The 26446-nt window shown below is 59.7% G+C and carries 19 protein-coding genes; 8 read left to right on the forward strand and 11 right to left on the reverse strand.

Going from position 1 to position 26446, the window contains the following annotated elements; translation table 11 throughout:
• Nucleotides 1–41 precede the first annotated feature (41 nt).
• From NKI10_RS24030 to NKI10_RS24045, 4 genes are all read right to left on the reverse strand, one after another.
• Complete coding sequence (locus tag NKI10_RS24030; protein ID WP_023711826.1) at nt 42–1931, reverse strand: hypothetical protein; 1890 nt, start codon at nt 1929–1931, stop codon at nt 42–44.
• A gap of 10 nt (nt 1932–1941) precedes the next feature.
• The gene (locus tag NKI10_RS24035; protein ID WP_023711827.1) at nt 1942–3933 is read right to left on the reverse strand and encodes a hypothetical protein; all 1992 of its coding nucleotides are present in this window, start codon (nt 3931–3933) and stop codon (nt 1942–1944) included.
• On the reverse strand, nt 3930–4442 hold the full coding sequence (locus NKI10_RS24040; protein ID WP_245260670.1) for a hypothetical protein: 513 nt from the start codon (nt 4440–4442) through the stop codon (nt 3930–3932). The genes NKI10_RS24035 and NKI10_RS24040 overlap by 4 nt, the downstream gene beginning before the upstream one ends.
• A gap of 313 nt (nt 4443–4755) precedes the next feature.
• Entirely contained in the window at nt 4756–5238 is a 483-nt protein-coding gene (locus NKI10_RS24045) for a hypothetical protein (RefSeq protein WP_023711829.1), read from the reverse strand.
• A 413-nt stretch (nt 5239–5651) separates the two neighbouring features.
• Between NKI10_RS24045 and NKI10_RS24050 the strand changes: the two genes are divergently transcribed.
• Nucleotides 5652–6026: a hypothetical protein gene (locus NKI10_RS24050; protein ID WP_245263882.1), complete on the forward strand. Its 375-nt coding sequence runs from the start codon at nt 5652–5654 to the stop codon at nt 6024–6026.
• A 201-nt stretch (nt 6027–6227) separates the two neighbouring features.
• Here NKI10_RS24050 and NKI10_RS24055 read toward each other — a convergent pair whose 3' ends face one another.
• Together NKI10_RS24055 and NKI10_RS24060 are read right to left on the reverse strand one after the other, a co-directional pair.
• On the reverse strand, nt 6228–7643 hold the full coding sequence (locus NKI10_RS24055) for a mannose-1-phosphate guanylyltransferase/mannose-6-phosphate isomerase (protein ID WP_023711831.1): 1416 nt from the start codon (nt 7641–7643) through the stop codon (nt 6228–6230).
• 240 nt (nt 7644–7883) lie between these two features.
• Nucleotides 7884–8870 carry a nodulation protein NodZ gene (locus tag NKI10_RS24060; RefSeq protein ID WP_023711832.1) on the reverse strand — a complete coding sequence of 329 codons (987 nt, stop codon included), beginning with the start codon at nt 8868–8870 and terminating at the stop codon, nt 7884–7886.
• 974 nt (nt 8871–9844) lie between these two features.
• Between NKI10_RS24060 and gmd the strand changes: the two genes are divergently transcribed.
• The 3 genes from gmd to NKI10_RS24075 all read left to right on the forward strand — a co-directional run bounded on the left by gmd (nt 9845) and on the right by NKI10_RS24075 (nt 13633).
• Nucleotides 9845–10915, forward strand: a complete 1071-nt coding sequence (gene gmd, locus NKI10_RS24065; protein ID WP_023806684.1) for a GDP-mannose 4,6-dehydratase — start codon at nt 9845–9847, stop codon at nt 10913–10915.
• Nucleotides 10915–11859: a GDP-L-fucose synthase gene (gene fcl, locus NKI10_RS24070; RefSeq protein WP_352862140.1), complete on the forward strand. Its 945-nt coding sequence runs from the start codon at nt 10915–10917 to the stop codon at nt 11857–11859. The genes gmd and fcl overlap by 1 nt, the downstream gene beginning before the upstream one ends.
• 352 nt (nt 11860–12211) lie before the next feature.
• Nucleotides 12212–13633 carry a phosphomannomutase gene (locus tag NKI10_RS24075; protein ID WP_023806683.1) on the forward strand — a complete coding sequence of 474 codons (1422 nt, stop codon included), beginning with the start codon at nt 12212–12214 and terminating at the stop codon, nt 13631–13633.
• Between the two features lie 168 nt (nt 13634–13801).
• Here NKI10_RS24075 and NKI10_RS24080 read toward each other — a convergent pair whose 3' ends face one another.
• From NKI10_RS24080 to pdxR, 4 genes are all read right to left on the reverse strand, one after another.
• Nucleotides 13802–16198: a hypothetical protein gene (locus NKI10_RS24080; protein WP_023806682.1), complete on the reverse strand. Its 2397-nt coding sequence runs from the start codon at nt 16196–16198 to the stop codon at nt 13802–13804.
• Nucleotides 16199–16249: 51 nt separating this feature from the next.
• The gene (locus NKI10_RS24085) at nt 16250–17200 is read right to left on the reverse strand and encodes a PDR/VanB family oxidoreductase (RefSeq protein ID WP_023806681.1); all 951 of its coding nucleotides are present in this window, start codon (nt 17198–17200) and stop codon (nt 16250–16252) included.
• A 6-nt stretch (nt 17201–17206) separates the two neighbouring features.
• Nucleotides 17207–17698, reverse strand: coding sequence for an MOSC domain-containing protein (locus NKI10_RS24090; protein ID WP_031198755.1), 492 nt, complete (start codon nt 17696–17698; stop codon nt 17207–17209).
• A 159-nt stretch (nt 17699–17857) separates the two neighbouring features.
• Nucleotides 17858–19363 carry a MocR-like pyridoxine biosynthesis transcription factor PdxR gene (gene pdxR / locus NKI10_RS24095; RefSeq protein ID WP_023697829.1) on the reverse strand — a complete coding sequence of 502 codons (1506 nt, stop codon included), beginning with the start codon at nt 19361–19363 and terminating at the stop codon, nt 17858–17860.
• A gap of 74 nt (nt 19364–19437) precedes the next feature.
• Here pdxR and NKI10_RS24100 point away from each other — a divergent pair, with 74 nt between their 5' ends.
• Both NKI10_RS24100 and NKI10_RS24105 read left to right on the forward strand, forming a co-directional pair.
• The gene (locus NKI10_RS24100; RefSeq protein ID WP_023806678.1) at nt 19438–20670 is read left to right on the forward strand and encodes a trans-sulfuration enzyme family protein; all 1233 of its coding nucleotides are present in this window, start codon (nt 19438–19440) and stop codon (nt 20668–20670) included.
• A gap of 52 nt (nt 20671–20722) precedes the next feature.
• Nucleotides 20723–21625 (forward strand): dihydrodipicolinate synthase family protein, encoded by a 903-nt coding sequence (locus NKI10_RS24105; protein WP_023806677.1) that lies wholly within the window; start codon nt 20723–20725, stop codon nt 21623–21625.
• Nucleotides 21626–22152: 527 nt separating this feature from the next.
• Here NKI10_RS24105 and NKI10_RS24110 read toward each other — a convergent pair.
• Entirely contained in the window at nt 22153–22395 is a 243-nt protein-coding gene (locus tag NKI10_RS24110) for an ATP-dependent DNA ligase (RefSeq protein ID WP_023806676.1), read from the reverse strand.
• Nucleotides 22396–22787: 392 nt separating this feature from the next.
• On the opposite strand from NKI10_RS24110, the gene NKI10_RS24115 reads away from it, so the two are divergent.
• Nucleotides 22788–23246, forward strand: coding sequence for a (2Fe-2S)-binding protein (locus NKI10_RS24115; RefSeq protein WP_023689394.1), 459 nt, complete (start codon nt 22788–22790; stop codon nt 23244–23246).
• A gap of 3 nt (nt 23247–23249) precedes the next feature.
• Entirely contained in the window at nt 23250–25460 is a 2211-nt protein-coding gene (locus tag NKI10_RS24120) for a xanthine dehydrogenase family protein molybdopterin-binding subunit (RefSeq protein ID WP_023806675.1), read from the forward strand.
• Nucleotides 25461–26446 lie beyond the last annotated feature (986 nt).

The raw sequence follows: 26446 nt of genomic DNA on the forward strand, positions 1-26446 counted from the left end.
CGCCTTCACTGGTATCGGTATGCGTCAAAGGAAAGCTAACATTACCGCAGTTCATGCGGCGTCTTGCGATTGGCTTGAATTCTGGCCACCACAATATGGTATTTTACCTTAGATCCATCCGGCACCTTTTGCTCCACACTGATCTGTTCGGAAATGTGCGGTTGATGGCCTTTCCGATCCGTGAGATCTAGCACCAGGAGGAAACCGAAACAGACACCGGTCGTCAGATAGCCCGTCGCCTGGCCGGCATACCGCTCCGCAAGTTCCGCATTGTTGAGCACGTTGTCGTCCCTCTTCACCTCCACGATCGACTTGACGCCACGATATTCGAGAGCGATGTCAGCGCGACCGCCACCGGAGTCACGGGCTTCGGCTCGGAACGACGGTGCGTCCGACATCGTGAGGAACTTCAGGAAATCTAGTTGAAGGTCGTGTTCGACCGGCAGATCGGCGCCGCGCCGAAACACGTACTCAGCAGACGGGTCGGTACTTCTGCCAACGTTGGCGCGAAAATCGAGAAAACGCACAATGAGCGTACACATGTGTTCCAGCAGCGCTCGGGGATGGTCGCGCTGGTAATCGGGATTGTCCGAGAGCTTCTCAATAACGGCGGCCCACAGCTCTGCCACTTGCCGATTGCGATCCATCCCCACGTCGAACTGCGCTGCGGTCATGGCGGCTGTAGCTGCGTCGAGGCCGGCTTTCTTGAGGACATCGACCAGCCAGCCTTCAGTCGATTCGTCAAAAGGGCTGCGATGGATAGCTCCGGCCAGTGAATGTTGCACCGTGTCGCGTAGTTGTCCGACATTCGGAGCTAGATCGCTATCAACGTTCTCGGCGAGCCATTGATTTAAGGTCTGCAGATAGTATCGCCGCTTCTGCAGCGATTGGACGAGTGCCTTTCGTCCGAGAATATCGGCGCCGTGGCCATCGGATCGAGAGAACACGCTCTCACTCGCAAAAAAGATCGATAGCAACTCGTCCTCGATCACAATGGCCGCTTGCAGCCAGGTGTCCTTTGTGAACGTGTGAGCAGCCATGGCTAACTTCGTGGCCATCGACAGCCAGTGAAAACGCTCGCGCGATGGCGCCCCGAGCCATGACTGGGCGGAGTGGCGATCGACGGCAAAGGCTGAGTACTCGATGGCTGCCCTACGAAGTTTAGGCAAATCCAACGCAAGATCGGAGTGCAGTCCTCTGTTCTGCACATCGATCAGAACAGACGTACAGATATCATACAGCGCAGCATCCGAACGTCCTTCGCTCGCCGCCAGGGAACGCCGAAACCAACCCTGCGCCGCCGTCAAGGCTGACATGAGCGCGTCCTGCGTTCTGGCCAGCAACCCGTCTTGCAAGCGATCAAGTCCGAGCTCAAGGGTAGCTTCGTCTGCTGCCTCGCCCACATGCGCCAGGTTGGAGAGAAGGTCTCGGAAGTCGTCATCGGGGTATCGACGCAGAATGGTGCCCGTGACCTTGGCGACGTGACGCAGATAGGCCCCGTCGTCGTCTGTCGTGACGTCCAGAAGATACGACTGCAGGCGCCTGACCAAACTGTGGTCGCCCTGCACTACGACAAGCGCGCCGCGCAACGCCTGCGATCGCATCCAGCTATGTTCAGACCGGGGCTCGAAACGGCGGCGGAAGATTTCCCACGCACTGCGCCCGAGAGCCTGCGGTATTGTGGGCAGTTCGTCGAGGCAGTCGACCATTTCCGCAACAGAGGTGGCGTCATCCTCTCGCTCGAGTATCCGCAGCAGCGCGCGCTGAACGGCGGCCGCGGTCACCCAGCGGGTCATCCAGCAGAACGCGTCTGCGCGCGCGGTTTCGGAAGACAGGGCCTCAATCGCGGCCAGCAATTCGTTCTCTTGAGCCGTTCCCGGGTCTAGGATGGGCGTGCCTTCCGTCGTCAGGAGCTCGAATCTGTCTTCCATCGCCGACCACTCAGAAGAGGTACTTATCCCCCTTAGCGTGTAGCCGATGATCAATAGACACAACCGCCTCCACCGCGCTGCGAGCAATGGTGCCGAGAATGATCTGAACGCCTCCGATGTCCTTCGCAGCAGAGGCAACGCTGTCCAGCATCTGCTCGAAGTCCTCGTTCACGACCTCTTCCGACGCAGGCGAGTCGATAATCAGCAAGCCTGGATGCCGGCCATGCCCGCGACGCTTGGCCACCTCCACAGCCGCCAGCGAGGTCGCGATCTTAATGCGCAATTTCTCGCCCATCGTAAGGTTGCTGAAATAGATATCGGCGCCGCCTTGGTGGACCTTCAGCCTCCCACCGCCGTCGAGGTGCATGCTGGTGATGTGGGAAACACCGAACTTCTTCGTGAGGGACATCACCGAATCAGCGATCTCTGTCAGAACGTCCGACTGCATAGAGGTCATCAGCGTCTTACTGGCGTCAGTAGCGGCACGAAGGATCTTGAGTTCGCTCTGCGTCTCGGTGTCGTCGTTGGCAGGCGATTGCAGTGAGGCGACCAGTTCCCGAAGCTGCTCGGCCCGGGCCTCCAACTGCACAACGATGAGTTCGGGGTCGGTCGGCAACGTTGAGATGGCGTCCTGAAGGTTTCGCATCCTGTTCATTCCGGTGCGGAGGCGTTCGGTCGCCTCCCTTGCTGTCTTCTCGCTGGCTTTGAACTTGGCTTTGGCGATCTGGAGCGACGAAGCCAGTTCCTCAACCAGGATCTGCGCGTACTGGATGCGATCGCTATCCAGATCGTTTTCGTGGACCGGCAAGTCGTTCTTGCACAAGGCGCAGGTGTTGTGGTCTGCGTGCTGAACCGCAGGCGCGGCCTCCTCGAACGCTGCCTCGCAGGCAGGGCAGCAAGTCGGGTTGAGCTGACGGAACGAGTATCCTGCCGACCGCTCGTCCTCGAGCTGCTTGAGCCTTCGCCGCGCGTCGTCGTAGCTGACTGTGACGGCCGCGACGGTCGCCGTGTCCGTCTCTAAGGCTATTCGAGCGGTCTCGACCACCTTCCTATCGGTCACGGTCTCCTCATCGAGGCGCGCCAGTTCCAGCCTTTTTGCGCTGCGGTCATCGGTGCCACGAGCCTCCTTCGCTTTGGCGAGTTGGCCCTCAACCTCGATAAGCCTGCTATCGAGCACTACGCTCACGCCAGAATGGTTCGGCCTATCGGCCAGTGCCTGCTCGAGCTGCTTCTGCGCGGTTAACGCAGCACTATAGGTAGAGACCCACGGCAACCCTATGAACAGTTGGAGCAGGCGAAGCGGGAGCCCGTCTATGGGCAGATCGCCGAACAGTGCCTTCGGCTCAGTAGAACTCGACAGGAAGAACGTCGAAGCTATCAGAGGCCAGCCATGGGGATGACCGCCGGTATTCTTGTTGTGGGCATAAATCACCGGGAAATCTAGTTCTTCCATCATCAGGTGCTCGGTCTGAGACTTCAGCCCGTCTCCAGCGTCACCTTCATAGAGCGTGATCCACTGACCGTCGCTGACACTCCGGCTCAGCGTGGCCTTGCCCTCCGCCGCCTTCTCCTCGCCGGCAGGCTTGCGCAGCTCCATGCGATGCAGGACTTCATCGACACAATACCGGACTTCGATGGTTTCCAGCCACTTCCAAACGTCGGGCTTCACCCGACCGGGAAAGTCGCCGCGGATAGCTGCGTTGAGTAGGTGCAGGATGGATGACTTTCCTCGCAGATTGCGCTCGGACATCACGGCCCAGATGCCGATCCCTAGGTCTGACCAGGACAGATGAAACGGTCCGTCGCGCTCGGATTCGGCTCGAACACCCGTCAACTTGATGCCGTCGAAGCGAAGGCTCTTGGCGCGCGGCGGAGTAGTCTGCGCGCGAATGCCATACTTGAGCAACGCGCTTCGAACATCCGACTCCGGACTGGTGCTATCCTCGGCTATGGCTCTTATCCAGCCGTACTCGGTCGACTCGATGATCCGTTCCTTGCTCATGGTTCCAATCCGGCGAATTTGGTCAGACGCTGTTCGACCTGCTCTTGGATAGTCGGTATCACGTCGCCCTGGATGGTGCTTCCATATTGCGGGTGCTCATACTGCCATTCCTTTAGGGCGGAGCCGCTCTTGCCGCTGGCGACTCGCATTACCAACGCTAATCGGTCGCGATACCACGCCAACTCCGGGTAATCCTGAACGCACTTTTCCAGAAACGAGATCGCCTTTGGTAATATAAGGTACTCGTACCGACGAATTTTGCCGTCGTCACCGGCGAGTTGCATCGGTCTCGCTAAGCCGTAGTAGCTCAGCATTGCAAGGGCGTCCTCGACGTTCTGATAGGCGCCGTGCCGCCAGCGGACCATCCGCACCAGTCTGATGGAAGGCTCGTCGTTGATGAAGATGCGCTGAACTGCCTCTAGCAGTTCGGGTTCGCGGGTCTCCTCATAGAGATCCAGCAGGGCGTCACCCAAATAGTCAGGATAACGGACGAGGAAGTCCATTGCCATCAAGCGCTTCTCAGCTCGAAAAACGCTCACGACCTCCTCTGTAGGCCTGTCGACATCTTCACTTCCCGCAACCAAGATGAAAAGCAGCCTGAGCGCGTCGCGATGTCTATAGCTCGGCTCAAGCGATATTCGGAAAGGCGTCCCAGCTTCACCCTCTGGCCCCTTTCCTTCGACGTAAACATCCATATCAGAAGTGCCCCCCAACGCAGGGACCACGATATCTCAAACGGTTTAATTCCGCTAATCTGGTCAGGCACTACTTCGGCGTATTCTGAAGTAGGTGAGGAAATGGTGGAAATAGCGACATCGGCTATCATGCCGGTTCGGCTACGGTTCTTTCAGACCTCTCGATTTGCGCTTCAATTTTCGCCCGGGTGGTTTTGGTGGCAAGGTACTCAACCAATTCTGCAGCGTGGTTTTCGCAGCCCTTTGCCTGCTTTCGAAGAAGCGAGACGTGGTCAGAAAGTTCTTCCGTTGTGCAGAGGCCTATTGGAACCAGAGACCGTTCGCCGTTCCGAAGCACAGGATACGATTTGACTAAGCGAGTATGGCCAGGAAGGACCATCTGAGGGGACGCAGGATCGTCGCTCATGCCCACGCGCTTCAACATACGTGTAACGACACCCACAAGTTCTTTCTTGGCAAATGCTCTGTAGAAGTCGGCATGCGGGCCTGTCAGAGGTTTACTTTTGAATATCTCCTCAACGATCTCGCTTGGCTGCGCGATCTGGCCAGCCTCCATCCGTTGCCCGATGAGTTTATGCAGCTCAGACAGAAGCGCAGAGTCTTTGGCCATGACTTCTATCCCATCAATTGTTGAATGGTGAAGCTGGTAAAGCCTAAACGGCCGTCAATCCGTTCGTAGGGCCACAGCATCCAAACTAGACGTGAATCACTGGTAAGTTGAGTGGGCATCATCCGCCGATTCTAAGATTTGTCAAAGTCGTTGTCCTGACTTTGTTCGAATTTGCAGGTGACACGACACAGGCGAACCTCAGGCGGCTGCCGGGACAATGCCGCAACTGATAGATCGCCGGCCACGAAGCTATCGAACTCTCAAACCTGCAGCGCTACGTGTTGGCAGGTCAGGCGGAGGTCGGCCTCTCTAAGGTGGCCCTTGCAACCAACGCCCTTCGGTCCACCGCCCTTGATGCTCCACCGCTTGTGCGGGCCCCCGTCAATTCCTTCGTAGCTCGGGTGGCTACGGCGATGGCTGTGCCGTTTGGGCCGCTCGCCGCGTTTGTTGGCCAGCCCCTCCGTTCCTTTTATCAGCAGGCTATCTGCGGCGGGTTCCAGCTTAGCGATGGAAGTCGTCTCGTTCGAACCGTGGTTCCGATGGCCTTTCAATCAGCGCTTGCCGGGATCATGCTTGCCGCAGACCTGGTCAAGCATAGTGCGGGTTTTCCGATGAGTCCGACGACCAGCACTCGCGTGAATCTACTGCGCCCCCTTGGTTCTTACCTCCATGATCCGAAAGCCAAAGATTCCAGCGGCCGCTGCATCTGCAGCGATGAGGATTTCGTTGCCGCCTACAGGCTGAAATACGGCTGTGCCGTTGAACAGCTGAGCAACGGGTCCGCCTAAAAAGATCTGAAGTCTTCGTTACCGCGGACGGCGCGCTGTCAAGCGCTCACCGATGTTTTCGACCAGGATCGAGTGCCTGATGAGAGTGCGGGGCGGATACTATGACACGCTCGGCCCGCTGCTTTGTCAATGTTAGGCCCAGAACCCACGACAGAGATCCTTGAGCGACGGCTCGCCGTTTAACGTTTTTTGTACTGTTATCTACGTTCGACCATATTCGTCGTCGAAGCGAACGATATCATCCTCGGCGAGATAATCGCCGCTCTGCACTTCAATGATAACCAGGTCAATTCTGCCTGGGTTCTCGAGCCGATGCTTATGGCCGCAGGGGATGTAAGTAGATTCGTTTGTCCCCAGGAACAACTCCTGCTCGCCATTGACGATTTTGGCGGAGCCGCTGACCACGACCCAGTGCTCCGAACGATGATAGTGCATCTGCAGGCTCAACTGGCGACCGGGCTTCACCTCGATGCGTTTGATCTTGAAGCGCTCGCCTTCCTCCAGAACCGTATAGGTACCCCAGGGCCGGTGTACCGTGCTATGGACCAGATGAGCTTCATGTCCCGAAGCCTTGAGGCCCTCGAAGAGCTTCTTAACGTCCTGAACGCGGTCGCGGGATGTGACAAGCAAAGCGTCCGGGGAATCCACGATCACCAGATCGCTTACGCCCACCGTGCCGATGACGCGCTTGTCGGAGCTCACATATGTGCCGGTCGTGTCGACCATGTGCACATCGCCGCGTATCCTGTTCCCGCTTTCGTCGGGGGCGATCAAATCGGCCATTGCGTTCCAAGATCCGATGTCGTTCCAATCCATGTCGCAGGGAATCACGGCAAGTCTGTTAGTCTTCTCCATGACAGCGTGGTCGAGCGAGATTCGCGGCGCGGAACCGAAATGCTCAGGCGCGAGTTCGATTTTGGCAAAGCCTTGGCATTGACTGGCGCGGCCGTTCTCATAGCTGTCGGCGACGGCCTGGAGCACCTCGGGACAATGCAAAACCATCTCGTCGAGCATGGTTTGCGCACTGAAGCAGAAGATGCCGGCGTTCCAGAAGAAGCGTTGAGACGCGACATAGGCTTTGGCTGTCTCCAGATTCGGTTTTTCAACGAAACGGACGACGTTCTCACCATCTGCTTCGATGTAGCCGAATGCGGTGTCCGGTCTGGTTGGGGTGACGCCCAATGTGGCGATCCGCCCGAGCTTCGCATGTTCCATGGCCAGGCCCATGACGTCTAGAAACGCAGGCAGGTTGCTAATCAGGTGATCGGCCGGGAAGACGCACAGGATCGCGTCAGGGCCTTGCGTTGCCCTCGCATGGATCGCGGCTGCAGCCACGGCGGCGGCCGTATCCCGAGCTTCGGGCTCGAGCAGAAAGGTGCGTGGCAGGACCACGGAATCCAGTTCGTCAAATTCGTCCTTGGTCAGGAAGAGGTGGTCCCCGGATGTCACAGCGACGAGTTCCACGACACCTTCTATCGAAGCGGCGCGCAGCACAGTCTGCTGAATGAGAGAATATCCATCCGCCACTTTGAGGAAAGGTTTGGGGTGCGATTGCCTTGAGGCGGGCCATAGCCGCGATCCGGCTCCGCCGCTGATGATCACGGGAATGACTTTCATAACCAACCTCAATTTCGTCTCTGGAGTGATCGCCCGCGTTCTTTCGAGCGTCAGCGTCACGATCGCCGTCGCTCTGGTTTGTCTGCGGCCCCCGCGTAACAGCGAAGTTCTGGCGCGTTGCAGGCGGCGTCAGATGACGACGGTATCGGTAATGTACGACGCCTCCACTGGCGTCGGTGAGAAATGCGCATTCAACTATGCCTGTTGGTTGCGTCTGCCGAATTGCGCAGGTGGCGGGTCTTAACTGAGATCAGAGACTTGGCTGCCTTCTATCAAAGTCAAACGACTTGGCTCTTTCAGATCGAATTCAATTACCCGTGGTGCGAAAAGGCGTGCATATCGTGTAAAGGCGCTCGTCGGGGGAAACCGAATTACGGTATCGCAGCGCCCGAGAAGATACATCTCAACGAGGGCGGAAATTCCGCCGTCAATCCCGAGTGCTGCAGTGTGTAAGGGGCCACCTTGATTGGATCCGAAGTGCTTCGGGACAGTGAGCAGATCGGGAAACCTGGCCGACAGAAGATCCAGTATCCGCGCGCTGTCCGTGCATAAGAACAGCCGCACAGGCCTGGGGTGCGGTAACGCCTTAGCCTTGTCAATTGCAGCGCACACTTGCCGAACGGCGAGCTCCGGATCGGCCCAGTAGGGCGCATGCTCCATGATGTCTTCACCGTTACCGTGCCGAACATGAATCCCGATGATGCTGTGCCCCTCAAAACATTCCTGATAAATGGCATCTATGCGGGCTTGAATTTCTGGCCGAGGCTGGACACTCTGGAACACCTGCCGCTCTGCATCCTCATCGCACCGCCACATCAGACAAGCGTCACACACTACTGTGTTCGCTTCGACATCGTGTTCGGCCTGAAAGAGCTCGCCCAACTCGTCGCGCTCTTGGAAAATCTGCTCATCTGGCCGGTAAAGGCACTCGATCGCCGGCCTGTTCCACCACTCCGGGAAGAATGGACCAGGGAAGGAAACGTCGTTGATCCGGTCGTCGGAAATAGCCGGCACGCCAGCGATGTCATTGATCGGCTGGAAGAACACCGGAAACGCATTTGTGAAGGGTTGGTCGAGGTAGCAGGCCCCCCGCCAGTCGATGACTAGAGTTCGTCCCGACCGCTGCGCGTAGCGCCAAGCGGCCGCCAATGACCACAGACAATCACCGAACCCCGTACGCCTCCGAGAGACGACGAACCGGCGCTTTTCCAATCCACTAACATGCATTTTCGGAAATCTCGTTCAGAGAGGAGGTTGCATCCGGTTTGGAATCCTTAGTAGACACGTAGACCCGACGCCGGGCGCTTGGCAGAGGCCGGGCCATAGGGCAGAAGAGCTCACTCAGCACTGCCCACTAATCCCGTGACGCTCGCACGGCTTGAAGCCGATGCCCTCGCTTCCGGTTCAGCCTTCTCTACTGGGCCTCCGCGGCATGTGTAAAATCTATTGAGTGGATGCCGGCCATCCATGCGTTGGATGCCGTGATGAAGGGGCTCGGCTGACGCGGGCCCGGCCAATAGAGCCGAAACAGCCGGGGAACGCTGCGAGACTGCCTGCCGGAGCAAATCGTTCCGTCGACGCCACACGCCAAGGGTGCAAGGCTGCATACAGCAACCGTCCCGGGCGAGATGAGGTCGATAGCTCGACGCGCCTGGAACCAGCTGATCGACAGAATCTGCAGTCTGCTCCCAAAGTTCTGCACGACCTGTGCCGGATGCTGTGGTGAGGGCTCGCGGCCACGAACTTTGTCCTCGCCCCGAACGGAAGCTCGGGACCTACGACTCCGGGCCGGCGATGCGCCCCGGCTGCTCGGTCAGACCATCCATTCTGTGGATGCACTTTATCCAAACAATCGATTTCACTGATCCAAACAATTCCCATTAGAAGACGCTGAAGCAAGAAAGAAGGGCGTCCTCACTCGCTGATAGATGAGCAAATCAGCTGCAAGGTGCTTGGAGTACAGTCGCTCGCGGCGTGAGCTGAGCGGCACTCTGACCGCATGTACGAATCCCAGTTAGCGGCGCAACTCTATTTTGCTGTGACTCCAAGCAAGAGCAGGTGTGCTCGGCTGGCAGACTGTCAATGACGAGCTTCGCGCCGCATCTGTCGAAGTGCTCCATAGGGCACGGGGCGGGCCGCACATTGTGTCGGCGTGGCGAGCCGGAGCCGAAACCTTAAACTTTAGATAGAGCAGGAATAGAATGGGCGATAGCAGAAAAGTTGCTCTTATTACGGGCATAACTGGACAGGATGGTGCCTATCTTGCCCGTCTTCTTCTCAAAAAAGGCTACATCGTTCATGGGATTAAGCGACGTTCCTCTTCCTTCAACACGGGTCGTATCGAAGACCTCTACCAAGACCCGCACGAATCCGATCCGCGCCTGATCTTGCATTACGGTGACCTCACTGATTCGACTAACCTCATCCGCGTGGTTCAGGAATCTCAGCCAGACGAAATTTACAACTTGGCTGCTCAGAGCCATGTGCAGGTGTCGTTCGAAACACCTGAATACACAGCAAACGCGGACGGTATCGGTACATTGCGACTTCTTGAGGCGATTCGCCTCCTCGGTCTGACGGACAAGACCCGCTTCTATCAAGCCTCGACTTCGGAGCTATACGGCCTCGTGCAGTCCGTACCGCAGAACGAAACGACGCCCTTTTATCCGCGCAGCCCTTACGCCGCCGCCAAGCTCTACGCCTACTGGATGGTCGTCAATTATCGCGAGGGCTATGGTATGCACGCTTCCAACGGCATTCTTTTTAATCACGAAAGCCCCCTTCGTGGCGAAACTTTTGTGACGCGCAAGATCAGCCGCGCTGCCGCTGCTATCTACCTGGGCAAGCAGGACAAGCTTTATCTCGGCAATCTCGATGCTCAACGCGATTGGGGCCATGCGCGTGAGTACGTGCGAGGTATGTGGATGATGATACAGCAGGATCAACCGGATGATTACGTGCTGGCTACGGGCAAAACGACTCCTGTCCGCCAATTCGTCGAGTGGGCTTTCGAAGATATCGGCGTCGAGATCGAATGGTGTGGCAAGGGTGTCGGCGAAAAGGGCTATGATGTAGCGAGCGGCAGATGCCTAGTCCAAGTGGACCCACGCTACTTCCGCCCCACGGAAGTCGATCTTCTCCTGGGTGACGCTACCAAGGCGAAGGAGAAGCTCGGCTGGGTGCATGAGACATCCGTGCGCGAGCTTGCTGCGGAAATGGTGCGCGAAGACCTGAAGGTCATGCAGACATCTGTAGTCATGAAGGAAGCGTAATGTATGATCTTAACGGAAAAACCGTGTGGGTCGCTGGCCACAAAGGTATGGTGGGCAGCGCTGTTGTACGCCGACTCGCGTTTGAAGACTGCAAAGTTGTGGCCGCCCCTCGGGGAGAGCTAGACCTCAAGCGACAGACCGAGGTTGAAAACTTCGTGGCAGTGATGAAACCGGACGCTATCATTATGGCGGCGGCAAAGGTAGGTGGTATTCTCGCGAACGCCACCTATCCGGTCGACTTTCTTTACGACAATCTGATGATCGAGGCCAATATCTTCGCGGCAGCCCACGAAAACAATGTCGACCGCGTCCTCTTCCTCGGCTCGTCTTGCATCTATCCGAAGATGGCACCACAGCCCATTCCTGAAAGCGCGCTTTTGACCGGGCCACTAGAGCGCACCAACGAATGCTACGCCGTCGCCAAGATCACCGGCATCAAAATGGCTCAAGCCTATCGCCAGCAATACGGCCGCGACTACATCTCCGCTATGCCGACGAATCTCTACGGGCCAGGCGACAATTATGACTTGCAGTCAAGCCACGTCATCCCAGCGCTGATCCGGAAAGCGCATGAAGCTAAGCTCATAAGTGATAAGCAAATCACCATCTGGGGCACGGGCACACCACGTCGGGAATTCATGCACGTCGACGACTGCGCCGACGCATTAGTCTTCCTTCTGAAGAACTACTCTGACCATGATCACGTCAATCTCGGCTGCGGACAGGACATCACGATCCTAGAGCTGACTAGAATGATCTGCCGTGTAGTCGGATTTACTGGGGAGATTGCGCATGATCACTCTAGACCTGACGGTACACCGCGAAAGCTGATGAGCGTCGACAAGCTGCGCACTTTGGGATGGGCAGCAAAGATCACTCTCATGGAAGGCATCGAGAGTGTCTATCATGCATTTCTAAACGGGAGCTACACCGAACGGCGGTAGATAAGAGGATTTGCTGCGTCTCAGGCCTGTACGCGCTTTCGGGACCCAGAGCTAATGTAGACTGAGACAATCACTCGATGGCGATAGCGCTCATGTGAGCCAGCCGCGAGGAGCCCCGCCGGACCCGGACCCCATCCGCTCCAACCTCGTCGCCGTGAAGGTCACGGTGCGCTGCCCACGCCGACGCCGACTGCGTCAATCCTCACAAGGGTAACCGTCGATAACCGAACGCGTCTACGGTAACCGAATGTACTTCTTGTTCTCGTCCGAGGGATCTGTCGATGGGCATTCCGGACGAGCCAAAGTTTGAGCATGTTACCTTCAAAACCCGGTTAGCAACGTCGGATTTGGTATGAAATTCGGAACAAGTGGATTACGGGGCCTGGCGACAGAATTGGCAGGAGCCGCCTCTGCCCTATATGCAACGGCATTCGCGACATTCCTGCTGGAATCCGGCCTGGCCAGAATTGGCGACGAGATACTCATAGGGCGCGACTTTCGCGCCTCGAGTCCGGCCATCGCCGCCGTCTGTGCGGCGGCACTGTCCGCGCTCGGCTTCATCGTAGTCGATTGCGGCGCAGTCCCCACCCCTGCCCTGGCACTGTATGCTCAGGCGCGTAAGAGTGGTTGTTTGATGATCACAGGCTCGCACATTCCGGCCGACCGTAATGGAATAAAATTCTATCGACCCGACGGTGAGATCGACAAGGGTGATGAGCGGGAGATAACGCGCATCGCCTTGCAGCTGGAGAAGCGCGGATACGTCCTTGAAGGTGCTGTTGCACGTCGGCAGCACCGGGAGGCCGAATGCAAGGCCTTTTTCACGGCGCGCAATCGAAAGCTTATGGAGATTAATGCTCTAAAGGGCTTAACGGTGGGCGTATATCAGCACAGCACAGTCGCGCGCGATCTCTTGGTTGACATTCTCTCATATCACTGTGCGACGGTCGTAACCCTGGGACGTTCGGAAGGTTTCATTCCTGTCGACACTGAAGCGGTCTCTGACGAGACTGCTCAACAGTTCAAGCTCTGGGCCAAAGAGCATCGGCTTGATGCGGTCGTCTCGGCAGATGGCGATGGTGACCGCCCACTGGTAGCTGACGACCACGGAGACCCCCTTCGCGGTGATTTGTTAGGCCTGATTACGGCGAACTTCCTGCAAGCGAAGGCAGTCGTCACGCCGGTCACATCAAACTCTGGTATCGAGACCGCAGGTTCTTTTAAAGTCGTGCGTACCAAGGTTGGATCGCCATTTGTTATTGCTGCCATGCTCGATTTGGTTGCGTCGGGTCACGAGCGCGTGGTTGGTTTCGAAGCAAACGGTGGTTTGTTGACCGGCACGGACTTTGACCCGAACGGAACTAAACTGCCAGCGCTACCTACACGCGACAGTTTTCTCCCCATCCTCGCGGCACTTTCCCTTGTTAATACAAGTGGGCAGCCACTGTCAGAGATTGGCAGTTCCTTTCAATTGCCGGCAGCGGCGGCGGATCGCTTGGAAAATTTTTCCGTCGAAAGCAGCACTCGCCTCATGACATACCTTCGTACAGCGGAAACTAACATTGCCGCCTTCGTCGGGTCGATTGGAGTGGTAAGCAAGGTTAGCGATGTTGACGGACTTCGTATCACTCTCGCGGATAAGCGTGTCTTGCATTTGCGTCCATCCGGAAATGCCCCGGAAATGCGGTGCTACGTCGAAGCCGAAAATCGGGAGGACGCGGAGCTTTTGCTCCGGACTGGATTGGATCGAGTTCGTAATTGGACGCAAGGCTAAATAAAAGCCGCCTCCCTGCGTATTCCAGGTGACCCTGGGGGTCGCACAAGCTACTCAAGCGCGATCAGAACGTCCACAGTGTCCCGGCCCTGTGCGCTTTGAAGCGAACCGGAACGCCCGTGGAAACAGCCGATCCGTACCAGCCACGGAGCATCCGTTAGCTCATGGTCAAGGCAGCGCCTTCCGGAAGCGAACAGCCGGTCCCGCACTGACCGCCTGCGCCGCATGTACGATGGCGTTGGTGTCCAGGCCGTGGTGACGGTATAGGTCCGCAATAGTCCCCGTCTGGCCGAACTGCTCGACCCCGAGCGCCTTCACGCGATGCCCGTTAGCCCCACCGAGCCACGCGAGCGTCGCCGGGTGGCCGTCGATCACGGTGACGATGCCGCAGTCACGCGATAGCGGCGCGAGCAGCCGCTCGATATGACTCAGGGCGCCAATCGCGCCACGCTGCCGGGCACGTTCCGCCGCCTGCCAGCCCGCATTAAGCCGGTCCGCGGAGGTGATCGCGAGCAGCCCGACATCGCGCCTGTCCTCCGCCAGAAGACCCGTCGCGGCAATCGCCTCCGGCGCGACGACGCCTTGATAAGCAATGACGACACTCGCGTTGGGCCCAGGCGGACGCAGCCAATAGGCGCCATTGACGATGTCCCGCGCGAGCGCCGGGTTCATGTCGCGCAGCGGCTGCTCGAGCGGCCGGGTTGACAGGCGAAGATAGACCGATCCTCCGGTCTGATCACGCAGCCACGTCGTCTCATCCGGATCCCCCTCGCCATTACGTTGCATGTAATCGAAGGCAAAGCGCATGATCACGGACAGTTCGTCGACGAAGGCCGGTTCGAAGGCGCAAAGCCCATCCTGCGCCATGCCGATCAATGGGGTGCCGATCGACTGGTGTGCCCCGCCCTCGGGCGCCAGCGTCACGCCCGAGGGCGTTGCGACCAGCATGAAGCGCGCATCCTGATAGCAGGCGTAGTTTAGCTGGTCGGCCGATCGGTAGATGAAGGGATCATAGACTGTCCCGATCGGCAGCAGGCGCACGCCATTGATCGAGTGCGAGAGACCGAGTGCCCCGAGCATGATCATCAGGTTCGACTCGGCGATCCCGAGCTCGAGGTGCTGCCCCTTCGGCCCAAATTCCCAGGTAAAGGTCGACGGAATGCGTTCGGCCTTGAAGGTGTCCGCCATGGTCTCCCGGGCGAAAAGGCCGCGCCGGTTGACCCAGCCACCGAGATTGGTCGAGACCGTCACATCGGGCGAGGTGGTGACAATGCGGTCGGCAAGCAGACTGCGCTCGCGTGCGATGTCGTTCAGGATCTGGCCGAAGCCCATCTGAGTCGAGAGCGGCTTGCCGGGCTGCCCCGGTGACGGAAGGGTTTCAGGCACCGGCACCGACGGCGCAGACAGCCTCCTACGCCCCTCACTGAAGAACGGCGCCTTTGCGAAGAAGGCGTCAAGTTCCGCTTCCGGCAAGGTGGCGGCCGCCCATTTGTCCCACTCCTCACCCCGCTTTACGCCCATTTGCAGGCGGTAGTCTTCCATCTGCGTGGGCGTCATCTGCCCCGCGTGGTTGTCCTTGTGTCCGGCAAGCGGCAGACCGTAGCCCTTGATGGTGTAACAGATGAAGCAGACGGGACGGTCATGCCTGGACGCCGCCTCGAAGGCTTCGAGGAGGCTCGGCATGTCATGCCCGCCAAGGTTCGTCATCAACGCCTGCAACTCGTCGTCGGAGCGGCGTTCGATCAGAGTGGTGACCGGCCCTTGGTCTCCGATCTCGTCGAGCAGCCGCTTGCGCCAGGCAGCACCCCCTTGGAAGGTCAGCGCCGAATAGAGCTGGTTCGGACAGCGCTCTATCCACTCGAGCAGCTTCTCGCCCCCCGGCTCGGCAAAGGCAGCCTCTTGCAGAGCGCCGTGGCGCAGGACCATCACGTCCCAGCCGAAGTTGCGAAAAATCTGCTCGAAACGCTGCCAGAGGCCCTCCCGGATCACGGCGTCGAGCGACTGGCGATTGTAGTCGACCACCCACCAGCAGTTCCTGAGCCCGTGCTTCCAGCCTTCGATCAGGGCCTCGTAGATGTTGCCCTCATCCATCTCGGCGTCGCCGATCAGGCTGACCATTCGGCCCTCGGCACGCTCCTTCATCCAGCCGTGACCCGAGACGTAGTCCTGCACCAGCGACGAGAACAGCGTCTGAGCAACGCCGAGACCCACCGACCCGGTCGAGAAGTCGACATCGTCGACATCCTTCGTCCGCGAAGGGTAGCTCTGCGCGCCCTTGTAGCCGCGGAAGTTCATGAGCTTTTCGTGGGTCTGGTTGCCCGCCAGATACTGAAGTGCATGGAAGATCGGCGCCGCATGGGGTTTGACCGCCACCCGATCCTGCGGGCGCAGGACCGAACAGTAGAGCGCGGTCATGATGGTACTCAGCGACGCGGACGAGGCCTGATGCCCCCCGACCTTGATCTCATCGCCCTCGCGGACGTGGTTGGCGTGGTGGATCGTCCAGGCTGCGAGCCAGGAGACGCAGCGCTCGATCTCGTTCAGATATTCCAGTTTCCTCGTCATTCAGTTTCCCGCAAATCAGCTGCCGGTCTCACAGGACCCCCGCCCAAATGGTCAAAGATCGAGTTTCAACACACCTGTCGCGCGCGACACACAGGGGATGAAGCGGTGGCCGCGTGCCTCCTTGGACAGGACGGCATCCCGATGGATCGGCTGTCCCCCCAGCATTGCGCATTCGCAGGTCCCGCACACCCCGTTCTCACACGAGGCCATCAACGGCACACCGGCCGCACGCAAGGCGGCCAGTGCCGTGGTCTCAGCCGAAACCTCAACCACCCTGCCCTCAGCCAGTTCTATGACGAACGGTTCCGGTGGCGCGCCATCAAACTCGGGAGGCTGGAAAGTTTCGAAATGAACAGTACCCTCGGGCCAGTGTTGAGCCGCGCGCCCCACAACCGCCATGAAGCCAGGCGGTCCGCAGTAGTATGTCTGCGCGTCGTCCGAACGGTTCGCCAGCAGCGCGGCGATGTTCTGCCGGGTCTGAGGCTCGTCGTCGAAATGGATCCGCACATTGCCGCCAGGAAGATCGCTCCCGATCGCCGCCAAGAGTGGCGTGAGCGCCCGGCTGCGGGTGAAATAGTGCAACTCGAAGGGCTTGGCCTGCCGGGTGAGCGCGCGCGCCATGGCCAGAATCGGGGTGATCCCGATTCCCCCTGCCAGCAGCAAATTCGGCCCCTCGCCTGGCTTGAGCGCAAAATGGTTGCGTGGCGCGGAGACAGGCAGTGTGGAGCCGACGGCAATGATTTCGTGGATCCACGCCGAGCCGCCACGGCCGTCATTCTCGCGCTTCACCGCGATGGTGTAGCGGCCAAGCTCGGTCGGGTCGCCGCAAAGTGAATACTGACGCACCTTCCCTTCAGGCAGATGGACGTCGACGTGAGAACCCGCTTCGAACGCCGGCAGCACAGGTTTGCGTGGGTGTTTCAGGTCGATGACCAGCACGTCGCCCGGCTCCTTGCGGGCGGCGGTCACGGTCAGCTTCATGATGATGCGCGGCGAGGCCATGGCGTTTCATTCGTCGATGGGCAAGATCAGATCACCGGGGCGGATCACGCCCCCGACCTCGATTGTGCAGTTCAGGCCGGAGCGGTTCAGAAGCCCCTCGTAGAGACCCGGAAGCCCGAGCAACTCCTCGATATACTTGCACGGCACATTCATCCGGGCGGCCCTGAGAATCGTTTCCCCGACCCGGAAGCGTTTGCCGACAAGATGGCTAAGCGGAACGCCTCGTGTCGTCAGATTGCGCCGGTGATCTTCGGGTGCGAGTTTGGCCTTGAAGCCCGGAATTCTGGGTTCGCCCTGCGCGATGGCGTCCAAGACTTCAGCTTCGATCAGCGTCACTTCGCGAACGTCAGGACGCGCGGAATAGGTCCCCGTCTCCAGGTAGTAGCGGTCTCCGACAACGCCTTGGCCGGCAATAAGCTGCGCCTGCGCCAGCTCCTCCATTTCATAGGAGGCGGCAGGCGCGATATGGACGTGAAGCAGCTTTCCTCGCCAGGTCATCATCGCTCTCGGAAATTCGTCTCGTGGAAACCTGCTGCAAAACTGGCCTGATCAACAGCGCCAGTTGCATGGCATTTTCCCGGTCCAGTTGGCTGTTTGGAAAGAAATACGGGGGGCCCTCGGACCGTTTTCAGCGCCAGCTTTCGGCGTCGCCCCGGCTCAGTTGTTCCGCGCCGGCATCGCGTCTTGCACCTGCTTGACAACCTCTCGCAGGACCTCAACGCCCTTCCCGATCTGCCGAATGCTCAAGGCGGCATAGCCCATGACAAGTCCGACGCGATCGGTGCGGCCTTCGTCCGATGGCCGTTCGTAGAGCGGCGAGATCAGGTGTAGCCCCAGGCCAGCGTCGCGGGCGGATTCGACCAAGGCCGTTTCCCGCGATCGTGGCAGGTCATTGAACCAAACGGCGACGTGCAGTCCCGCATCTGCTCCCTGGACAGTGATGCGATCCCCGAAGCTGTGCTGCAAGGCACCCAACAACGTTTCCCGACGCTCGCCGTTCAGCCTGCGCACACGGCGCACATGGCTTTCGTAGCCGCCGCTCTCGATCAACGATGCCAGCGCTTCCTGTTCAGCGACCGGCGAATGCCGGTCTGCGAATTGTTTGGCGGTTGCGAAGACCTCCTGCAATTCGGGCGGGACGACGAGGTAGCCGATGCGCAGCATCGGCGAGAGCGTTTTGGAGATCGTGCCGAGGTAGATGACAGCCCCGTGGTCCTCGAGACTGTGCAGCGGAGGGACCGGATTGATGTCGTAGCGATATTCGCTGTCGTAGTCGTCCTCGATCACATAGGCGTTGTTGTGCCGCGCCCATTTCAGAAGCTGATGGCGGCGCGCGATCGGCATGACGCCGCCCAGCGGAAACTGATGCGATGGCGTCACATAAGCCAGTCGTGCTCCGATCCCCGCCAGCAACTCGGTCCTCATCCCGTCTTCGTCGACGATGACCGGGATGGGTGAGGCACCCGTACTGGCAAAGACCTGACGCGCCATCCTGTAGCACGGATCCTCGATGACGAAACGGTCGGCGGGATCGAGAAGCAGGCGCGCGCACAGATCAAGGCCCTGCTGCGAACCGTTCACAACTATGATCTGGTCGAGGTCGCAGCTCAGGGTCCGGGCGCGCCAGAGATAGCCCTGAAGCGCCTGGCGAAGCCGGCGCGAGCCGCGAGGATCGTCATAGGCAAGACGCAGCGGGCGCTGCCCCATCGCCTCGTTCATCGCGCGTTTCCAGACCAATGAAGGGAAATCCGACGGCGCGAGGTCGCCATAGCGGAACTCGACCTTCAGCCCAGTCGGCAGATAATCTGGCCAGGGTGACGTCGCGCGCAGCCGCTCGCCATATGCGGACAGGTGGATTGGGCCGACCCGTTGCGCGTGAGTGCGCCCCGTCCCATGGCCCATCAACGAAGACGCAACGCGAGGTCGTGCGCCTTGACGGACTTCGATGAAACCCTCCGCAGCCAGTTGCTCATAGGCGACCGTCACCGTGGTTCGCGAAACGCCGAGGTCATTTGCCAGGGCCCGGGAGGATGGCAACTGACTGCCGGTTTCGTAGACGCCGCCGAGGATTTGCTCGCGAAGGGCTTCGTATATCTGGCGTGCACCCATCGCGTGCGAGCGCGCTGCAGACCCGGCACTTGAAGACTGGACCATCTCTTTCATCGCCAACTGGATATTTCACATTGGCCAGGTTGCCGTCAATCTTTCGGAACCCCAAGAGAGATCGCAGAGGCCGAATGACCAGCTCCCATCAATCCGAAACCGATGCTCCCACGGGGTCGCTCAACCGCACCAGCCCCGGATTTGCCACCCGGGCGATCCATCATGGCTACGATCCGGCCGGCTTTTCCAATGCCGTCCAGCCGCCAGTGTTCCTGACGTCAACCTATGGGTTCGAAAGCGTGGCAGCAAACGATGCCGCCGCCGCCCTTGGTGGAAGGCTCTATGCGCGCGAATACAATCCCACGACCGAGATCCTCGAGCAGCGGCTCGCGAATCTGGAAGGAGCCGAGGCGGGGCTGGTTGTTGCCTCGGGGATGGCGGCCTTCGGCACTCTGATCCTGTCGCTCCTGTCCCAGGGCGATGAACTCATCGTCCACAAGACGCTTTATGCGAACACGCTTGCCATGGTCGAACAGGCGGTCCCCCGCTTCGGCATCAAGGTCGTCGCGGTCGATCTGTCAAATCCCCACAATCTCGATGCTGCGATCACCGAGCGGACGCGGCTGGTTTTCTTCGAGACGCCGGTGAATCCGCTGAGCCGCATCCTCGACATAGCGGCAATTGCAGAGCGCGCTCACGCGCGCGGTGTAAGGGTTGCAGTCGACAGCACCTTCGCCTCGCCCGCGCTCCAGCGACCGCTTGAGCACGGGGCGGACATCGTGCTCCATTCGATGACCAAGTACATCAATGGTCATGGCGATGCCCTTGGCGGGGCGCTTCTCGGCGACGCCCAAACGCTCCGTACGCTGCATGAAACGGGCCTGCGCTACATCACCGGCGCAGCGCTCTCGCCCCTGTCAGCTTTCCTAATCCTGCGCGGTCTCAAGACGCTGACGCTGCGTATGGAACGGCACAGCGCCACAGCCCTTGCGGTGGCTCGGGCGCTGGAAGCGCACCCGGCGGTGGCATTTGTGAGTTATCCGTTCCTCGACTCGCACCCTGATCAGGTGACGGCGCGAAAACAGATGTCCAACGGATCGGGCATGTTGGCCTTTGGCCTCCACGCTGGATACGAAGGAGCGCGCCGGATGATGGACCGGCTCAACCTGATCATTCGCGCCGTCAGCCTCGGCGATGCCGACAGCCTCATCTATCATCCAGCAAGCCTCACCCGTGCTCGGCAGCCGATCCGCAAGGATGCCCATTTGGCCGATGGAGTCGGCGAGGATCTCATGCGTCTCTCGGTGGGGCTTGAAGACGCTGATGACCTGATCGCCGATCTGCGGCGGGCTTTGGACGTCTTGTAATGACCTGGCGTGCGGCCATCTCTGCGCTCACACATAGATCTGGAGCCTTGCCATGGCATTCCTGAGCGGTCTTTCCGCGTTCCCCATCACCCCGACCAATCGTGACGGCCGCGTCGATAGCGTTGCCTTGCGCAGGCTGATTGCTCGGCTTGGCATTGCTCAGGTCGATTCCATCGGTCTTCTCGGCAGCACCGGCACATACATCTATCTGTCGCGCGAGCAACGGCGGCGGGCGCTCTCCGAGACCTTGGACCAAACGGCGGGGCAAATGCCGGTCGTGGTGGGTGTGGGCGCGCTGCGCACCGATGAAGCCGTGGGGCTCGCGCAAGACGCCAAGGCCCTTGGAGCAGCTGCGGGTTTGCTTGCCGCCGCCTCCTACACCCCGCTTACTGATGACGAGGTGTTCGATCATTTCTCCACTGTGGCGCGCGAAAGTGGCCTGCCGATCGTCGTCTACGACAATCCAGGAACGACGCATTTCCATTTCAGTCCACCCCTTGTCAGCCGCCTGGCAAAGGTGGCTGGGATTGTCGCCATCAAGAATCCGACAGACAAAAGCGATGCGATCAAGAACCACCTGACCGCCCAGAGGCGCACACTGCCGGAAGGGTTCTCGATTGGCTACAGCGGCGACTGGAACGCCGCCGAGGCCATGATCGCCGGCGCCGACACATGGTACAGCGTCCTCGCGGGCATCCTGCCCGAGGTCTGCATGACGATCGTCACAGCGGCGCAACGGGGCGATGCGGCCGAAGCGCGACGGATCAATGCCGCGCTGGTCCCGATCTGGAGCGTCTTCAAGGAGTTCTCGAGCCTTCGCGTCGTCTATGCACTCGCTGAATTGCTCGACATTTGCAGTGCCGAACCCCCGCGTCCCATCCTGCCTCTGCCCCCAGCAGCGAAGCGCCAGATCGCCGCCGCGTTGAAAGGTTTGCCATCGGATGCCAGCCGGTGAACAGCAAACCCCGTTCGGCAAGTGAAAGGTATTTACCCGCTCATTTCGAGAACTGATCGAAAACAACGCACTCGGCGTGCTGATAGCCATGGCTGGAGCGGTCTCGACGCCAATCACACCCCCTTCGAACTCGACAATCGACTGCGGAGGTACAGACTGCGCAGGGCACTCCGCCCATGCCGCACCGTTCGCCTTCAAACTAGGAATCGGTGGTTTATCCATTGGAATGGCATCGAGCCGGCGCTTTACTTCCGGCCCGGTGCGCGCATTGAAGCCGGTGCCAATGCCGCCGGCGAACACCAGATTTCCGTCCTCGACATTCGCCAGAGCACGCTTCCCGACCGCCGTAACTGTTGCCGGGTTCGCAGCCGATGACGATGAACTCATCACTCAGCACGCATTTTGTCTCACCCATTCTTGGCGCCGGCCGGATCGATATGGACTGACACGCAGCTTGGAGACGATGCCCTCGAGGCCGAACTGGGAGACTTGCGCGAGAATGTCGCTGCCGCCGCTGATCTCGTCGCTCAGAACGATGCCGTTTCGCGGCGTCTCAGCAGGTTAACTAGCGCTTTGCGCCGATCGACGAGTGGCCGATCGCGAAGACCCTCGCCGTCGATCTTGAGCAGGTCGAAGCCGGCAAGCATGGTCCTGACGTCTCCCGCCGCGGCCAAGAGCCCTCTGAAGACTTGGAATGCGCGACAAGCCTTCTGGTCAACGACGAACGCCTCACCGTCTATTATCGCGTCCGAGGCGCCGAGCTCGGCCACCGCCCGGGACGATAGCCGGAAACCTGAGGGTCCAGTCGTGGAGGTTGCGGGTCGAGGTAGGCCCCCGTCGATAGTAGTCCCATTTCATTTCGTGTAGCCAATCAGGGCCCTGCCGGACGCGGCCGACCAGCGGTCGATGTTCGCGACGACCCGAATGTCCAGTCTCGTGTAACCCAGCCTAAAGCGGCCTGTCCGCCCAAAAAATGACATTCAGTTGCCTCCAGCCTTTCGACACGACCCACTTCACGATCTCGTAACTCGCCAACCTAGCGGCTTGTTGCTTGAGCTGCGCGTTCCTACGGTGTGGTCGCTAGGCCTCAGCAACAAGAGCTCGGTTGCCAGGCGGGCGGAGGCTCAACGAGATAGCCAGCTCAGGACAAGGAGAGCAAGCAATGGTCGCTTTTACCCTCAATGGCGAGGCGCGAACACTCGACGTCGATCCAGAGATGCCGCTGCTCTGGGCGGTCCGTGACGTCATCGGACTCACGGGAACGAAATTCGGTTGCGGGCTTGCCCAGTGCGGCGCTTGCACGGTTCACGTTAACGGCATGCCGACGCGCTCGTGCCAGACCGCAGTCGGCGACATCGAAGGAGCCTCGATCACCACCATTGAGGGTGTGTCGGGCAAGATAGGCGAAACGGTCCAGGCCGTGTGGGCCGAGTTCGACGTACCTCAATGCGGCTATTGCCAGTCTGGCCAGATCATGTCGGCCGTGGCCCTCCTTACAGAAACGCCTAAGCCGACGGACGATGATATTGATTCGGCGATGAGCGGCAACCTCTGCCGGTGCGCCACCTATCATCGCATCCGCGCGGCCATCCACGAGACCGCCAACCGGCTGGAGACTTGAGGCATGTCGCAGTTTCTCTCGAAGCATACTGCCGTGCGGCCCACGCGCCGCTGGTTCCTCGTCGGCGCGGGCGTTACCACCGGCGGCCTCGCAGTGGGCTACCGGCCAGTGCTGGCCGCGCCCGACATCGCACAAACGACCCCTGCAAAGGTTCCGGCGAACCCCTTCCAGACCTATGTCGAGATCACAAAGGAGAACCGAATCATCATCCACTCCTCGCAGTTCGAGATGGGACAAGGCTCCTATTTCGGCATCGCCACCCTGGTTATGGAAGAGCTCGACGGCGACTGGGCGCAGGTGGACGTGGTCGGCGGATATGGCAATACCGCGTTCTACGGCAATCTCGCCTGGGGCGGGGCCGCACAGGCAACTGGTGGCTCCACGTCGATGGGCTCGTCGTGGGAACGCTACCGCAAGGCGGGTGCTGCCGCACGGGCCTTGCTGGTGGCGGCCGCGGCGCAGCGGTGGGACGTGCCAGCCGGCGAGATCAAAGTCGCTTCCGGGGTCGTGTCGCACGCCTCAGGGATGCAGGCGCGCTACGGTGACCTGGCTGAAGCCGCAGCGGGAATGCCGGTTCCCGACGACGTGCCGCTAAAGCCGCGCGACAAGTGGGCCCAGATCGGATCGGACAGCCTCAAGCGCTACGATTCCGCCGGCAAGACCAACGGCGCGCAGACCTACACGATCGACCTCATGATGGAGGGACTCCAGACGGCCGTTATGATCCATCCGCCGAAGTTCGGCGCCGAGATCGAGAGCTTCGACGCAACCAAGGCCAAGGCACTCGACGGCATTGTCGATGTCGTCCAGACGCCGCGAGGCCTTGCCGTGGTTGGCAGGGACACCTGGACGGCGCTGAAGGGCCGCGACGTCGTGGAGGTGACCTGGAACGAGGAGAAGGCCGAAGAGCGCGGCACGGCCGAGATCATGGCCGAATACAACAAGGCAGCAGACGATCTGGGCGCGGCCACCGCGCGCGACGACGGTAACACTCCCGCAGCGTTCGCCAGTGCTGAGAAAATCATCGAGGGGCACTACGAATTCCCCTATCTTGTCCATGCTTCGATCGAGCCACTCAACGCGGCCGCCCGAATCAACGAAGACGGCACCATCGATGTCTGGGGCGGACACCAGATGCCCGACCTTTATCAGGCGGCTGCCGCTCAGGTAGGCGGCACCACGCCGGACAAGGTGAGGCTGCACGTGATGAAGACCGGCGGCAGTTTCGGCCGCCGCGCGGTCTTGGATGCAGATGTCATTATCGAAGCTGTTTCCACAGCGCGTGCACTGGGACGCGGCAAGCCAGTGAAGGTGCAGTGGACCCGCGAGAATGACATGCGGGGTGGGCGGTACCGGCCGGCCTATGTGCACGCAGTCAAGGCGGGGCTCGACAAGAAAGGCAATGTCGTCGCTCTCCATGACCACATCGTGGGTCAATCGGTCTTGGGCGGTTCGACCTCTGCGGCGATGATCAAGAACGGCATCGATCCAACCTCCGTAGAGGGCGCCACCAACCTGCCCTATGCGATCCCGAACCTGAAGGTCGAGCTGACCACCACGGACGTGAACATCCCGGTGCTGTGGTGGCGTTCGGTAGGCTCCACCCACACCGCTTACGCGGTGGAAACCCTGATCGATGAGCTCGCCGCCGCTGCGAACCGTGATCCGGTCGACTTCCGCTTGTCAATGCTCGGTCACCATCCACGGCATGCCGCCGTGCTTAAAGTGGCTGCTGAGAAGGCAAGCTGGGACAAGCCTCTGCCGGAAGGCCGTTTCCGCGGCGTGGCCCTGCATGAAAGCCTCTCGACCTATGTCGCCGATGTGGTGGAGATCACCCTCAACGATGAAAATGGTTTCAAGGTCGACCGCGTCGTCTGCGCGGTAGATTGCGGCACCGCGATAAATCCTGACCAGATTCGCGCTCAGATGGAGGGCGGTATCGGATTCGGGCTAGGTGCGATCCTCCAGGAGGAGCTGACCCTGAAGGGCGGTGTCGTAGACCAAGAGAACTACGATACCTATACACCGCTCAGGATCGAGCAGATGCCGCGAGTCGAGGTGCACATTTTGCCGTCCGAGGAGCCGCCCACGGGAGTTGGTGAGCCAGGTGTGCCGCCGATCGGCCCGGCCGTCGCCAATGCGCTACGGGCGGCGACGGGCAAGACTATCCGCAAGCTGCCGATTATAAAGAACATGTCAGGAATGACACCATGAAACAGCCGCGATGAAGATCGCGCCGTTTTCGAACGCCTCCTGACAGGCGCTCATTTCCATGGGTCAAATTCCGGCGGCTGCCCGCTCCAATATCCGGTTTGGAGACGGCACCCCGTGTTCTGAACGACCACAGACGGGCCTTGGCGCCGGTTCCACTGAAGAACCGCTTTCGAGACGCAAATGCGTCCACTCCATGAAGAGCACAACCGTATAGCACCAGGAAGGCTAGCTACCTCCATCGCTTCGGAGACCCAGGAACCCCCAGAAAACCGAACCTCCAGAGCTCAGAGGCGCTCGTGATCACAATCGCGCTGGTGCGTGGATCATTGTTCAAGGGTTTGTCAATAGGCAGGCGAGATGGCCGATCGACATGATCTTCGCCCGATGCCCTACAAACACAATGCCAGCCGCTGTCACGGAGTCGCGAAGACGAAGGCAATGAGGGTCGACGCCGATACTCATCGTTTGGTTGACAGAGCGCTTGGAATGCCATGCGCTTCACATCGGAGTAGCCATCCGGGAAGCCTGAAGCGCTTTGAAAACGCATGTGCTGCGGCTGTTATTCATAGCGTGGATGACTTTGATCAAAACAATCGATTTCATCACTCTTCCGGAATCGTGCATGGACAAAAAAGAGCCTCACGCACCAATCACACGCTGCTCTAACGCGTGACGAAAGCTGCCTTAGGTATAATCCAAAGGAGAAAATCTTCGATGCGCCCTGACGTGCAGTGGAGGTCGTGCCGAGAAAGTGAGTTGCAACTGGCCGACAATGTCGGGCGGTGCGACCATGGTCGCTTCGGAGAATGAAATCGGGCCAGTTCACGGGGGCGGTACTGTTATTCGTCGACGGCCGCCCTTCCCAAGAACAGGCGGCATCGCAAGTTGGTTCTGCCGATGAAAACGACATCGCCGGATACATGTCAGCAGCCGCTCAGGATTGGATGATCCAGCCAAGCTCTCGGCGTGATGGCACTGTAGGCGTC

It is taken from the genome of Mesorhizobium sp. M0802, assembly GCF_040320115.1.
GTDB lineage: Bacteria > Pseudomonadota > Alphaproteobacteria > Rhizobiales > Rhizobiaceae > Mesorhizobium.

Coding starts and splice junctions, on each gene's coding strand:
- NKI10_RS24030 (WP_023711826.1), bottom strand. CDS start 1,931: ATGGAAGACAGATTCGAGCTCCTGACGACGGAAGGCACGCCCATCCTA.
- NKI10_RS24035 (WP_023711827.1), bottom strand. CDS start 3,933: ATGAGCAAGGAACGGATCATCGAGTCGACCGAGTACGGCTGGATAAGA.
- NKI10_RS24040 (WP_245260670.1), bottom strand. CDS start 4,442: ATGGCAATGGACTTCCTCGTCCGTTATCCTGACTATTTGGGTGACGCC.
- NKI10_RS24045 (WP_023711829.1), bottom strand. CDS start 5,238: ATGGCCAAAGACTCTGCGCTTCTGTCTGAGCTGCATAAACTCATCGGG.
- NKI10_RS24050 (WP_245263882.1), top strand. CDS start 5,652: ATGGCTGTGCCGTTTGGGCCGCTCGCCGCGTTTGTTGGCCAGCCCCTC.
- NKI10_RS24055 (WP_023711831.1), bottom strand. CDS start 7,643: ATGAAAGTCATTCCCGTGATCATCAGCGGCGGAGCCGGATCGCGGCTA.
- NKI10_RS24060 (WP_023711832.1), bottom strand. CDS start 8,870: ATGCATGTTAGTGGATTGGAAAAGCGCCGGTTCGTCGTCTCTCGGAGG.
- gmd (WP_023806684.1), top strand. CDS start 9,845: ATGGGCGATAGCAGAAAAGTTGCTCTTATTACGGGCATAACTGGACAG.
- fcl (WP_352862140.1), top strand. CDS start 10,915: ATGTATGATCTTAACGGAAAAACCGTGTGGGTCGCTGGCCACAAAGGT.
- NKI10_RS24075 (WP_023806683.1), top strand. CDS start 12,212: ATGAAATTCGGAACAAGTGGATTACGGGGCCTGGCGACAGAATTGGCA.
- NKI10_RS24080 (WP_023806682.1), bottom strand. CDS start 16,198: ATGACGAGGAAACTGGAATATCTGAACGAGATCGAGCGCTGCGTCTCC.
- NKI10_RS24085 (WP_023806681.1), bottom strand. CDS start 17,200: ATGGCCTCGCCGCGCATCATCATGAAGCTGACCGTGACCGCCGCCCGC.
- NKI10_RS24090 (WP_031198755.1), bottom strand. CDS start 17,698: ATGACCTGGCGAGGAAAGCTGCTTCACGTCCATATCGCGCCTGCCGCC.
- pdxR (WP_023697829.1), bottom strand. CDS start 19,363: ATGAAAGAGATGGTCCAGTCTTCAAGTGCCGGGTCTGCAGCGCGCTCG.
- NKI10_RS24100 (WP_023806678.1), top strand. CDS start 19,438: ATGACCAGCTCCCATCAATCCGAAACCGATGCTCCCACGGGGTCGCTC.
- NKI10_RS24105 (WP_023806677.1), top strand. CDS start 20,723: ATGGCATTCCTGAGCGGTCTTTCCGCGTTCCCCATCACCCCGACCAAT.
- NKI10_RS24115 (WP_023689394.1), top strand. CDS start 22,788: ATGGTCGCTTTTACCCTCAATGGCGAGGCGCGAACACTCGACGTCGAT.
- NKI10_RS24120 (WP_023806675.1), top strand. CDS start 23,250: ATGTCGCAGTTTCTCTCGAAGCATACTGCCGTGCGGCCCACGCGCCGC.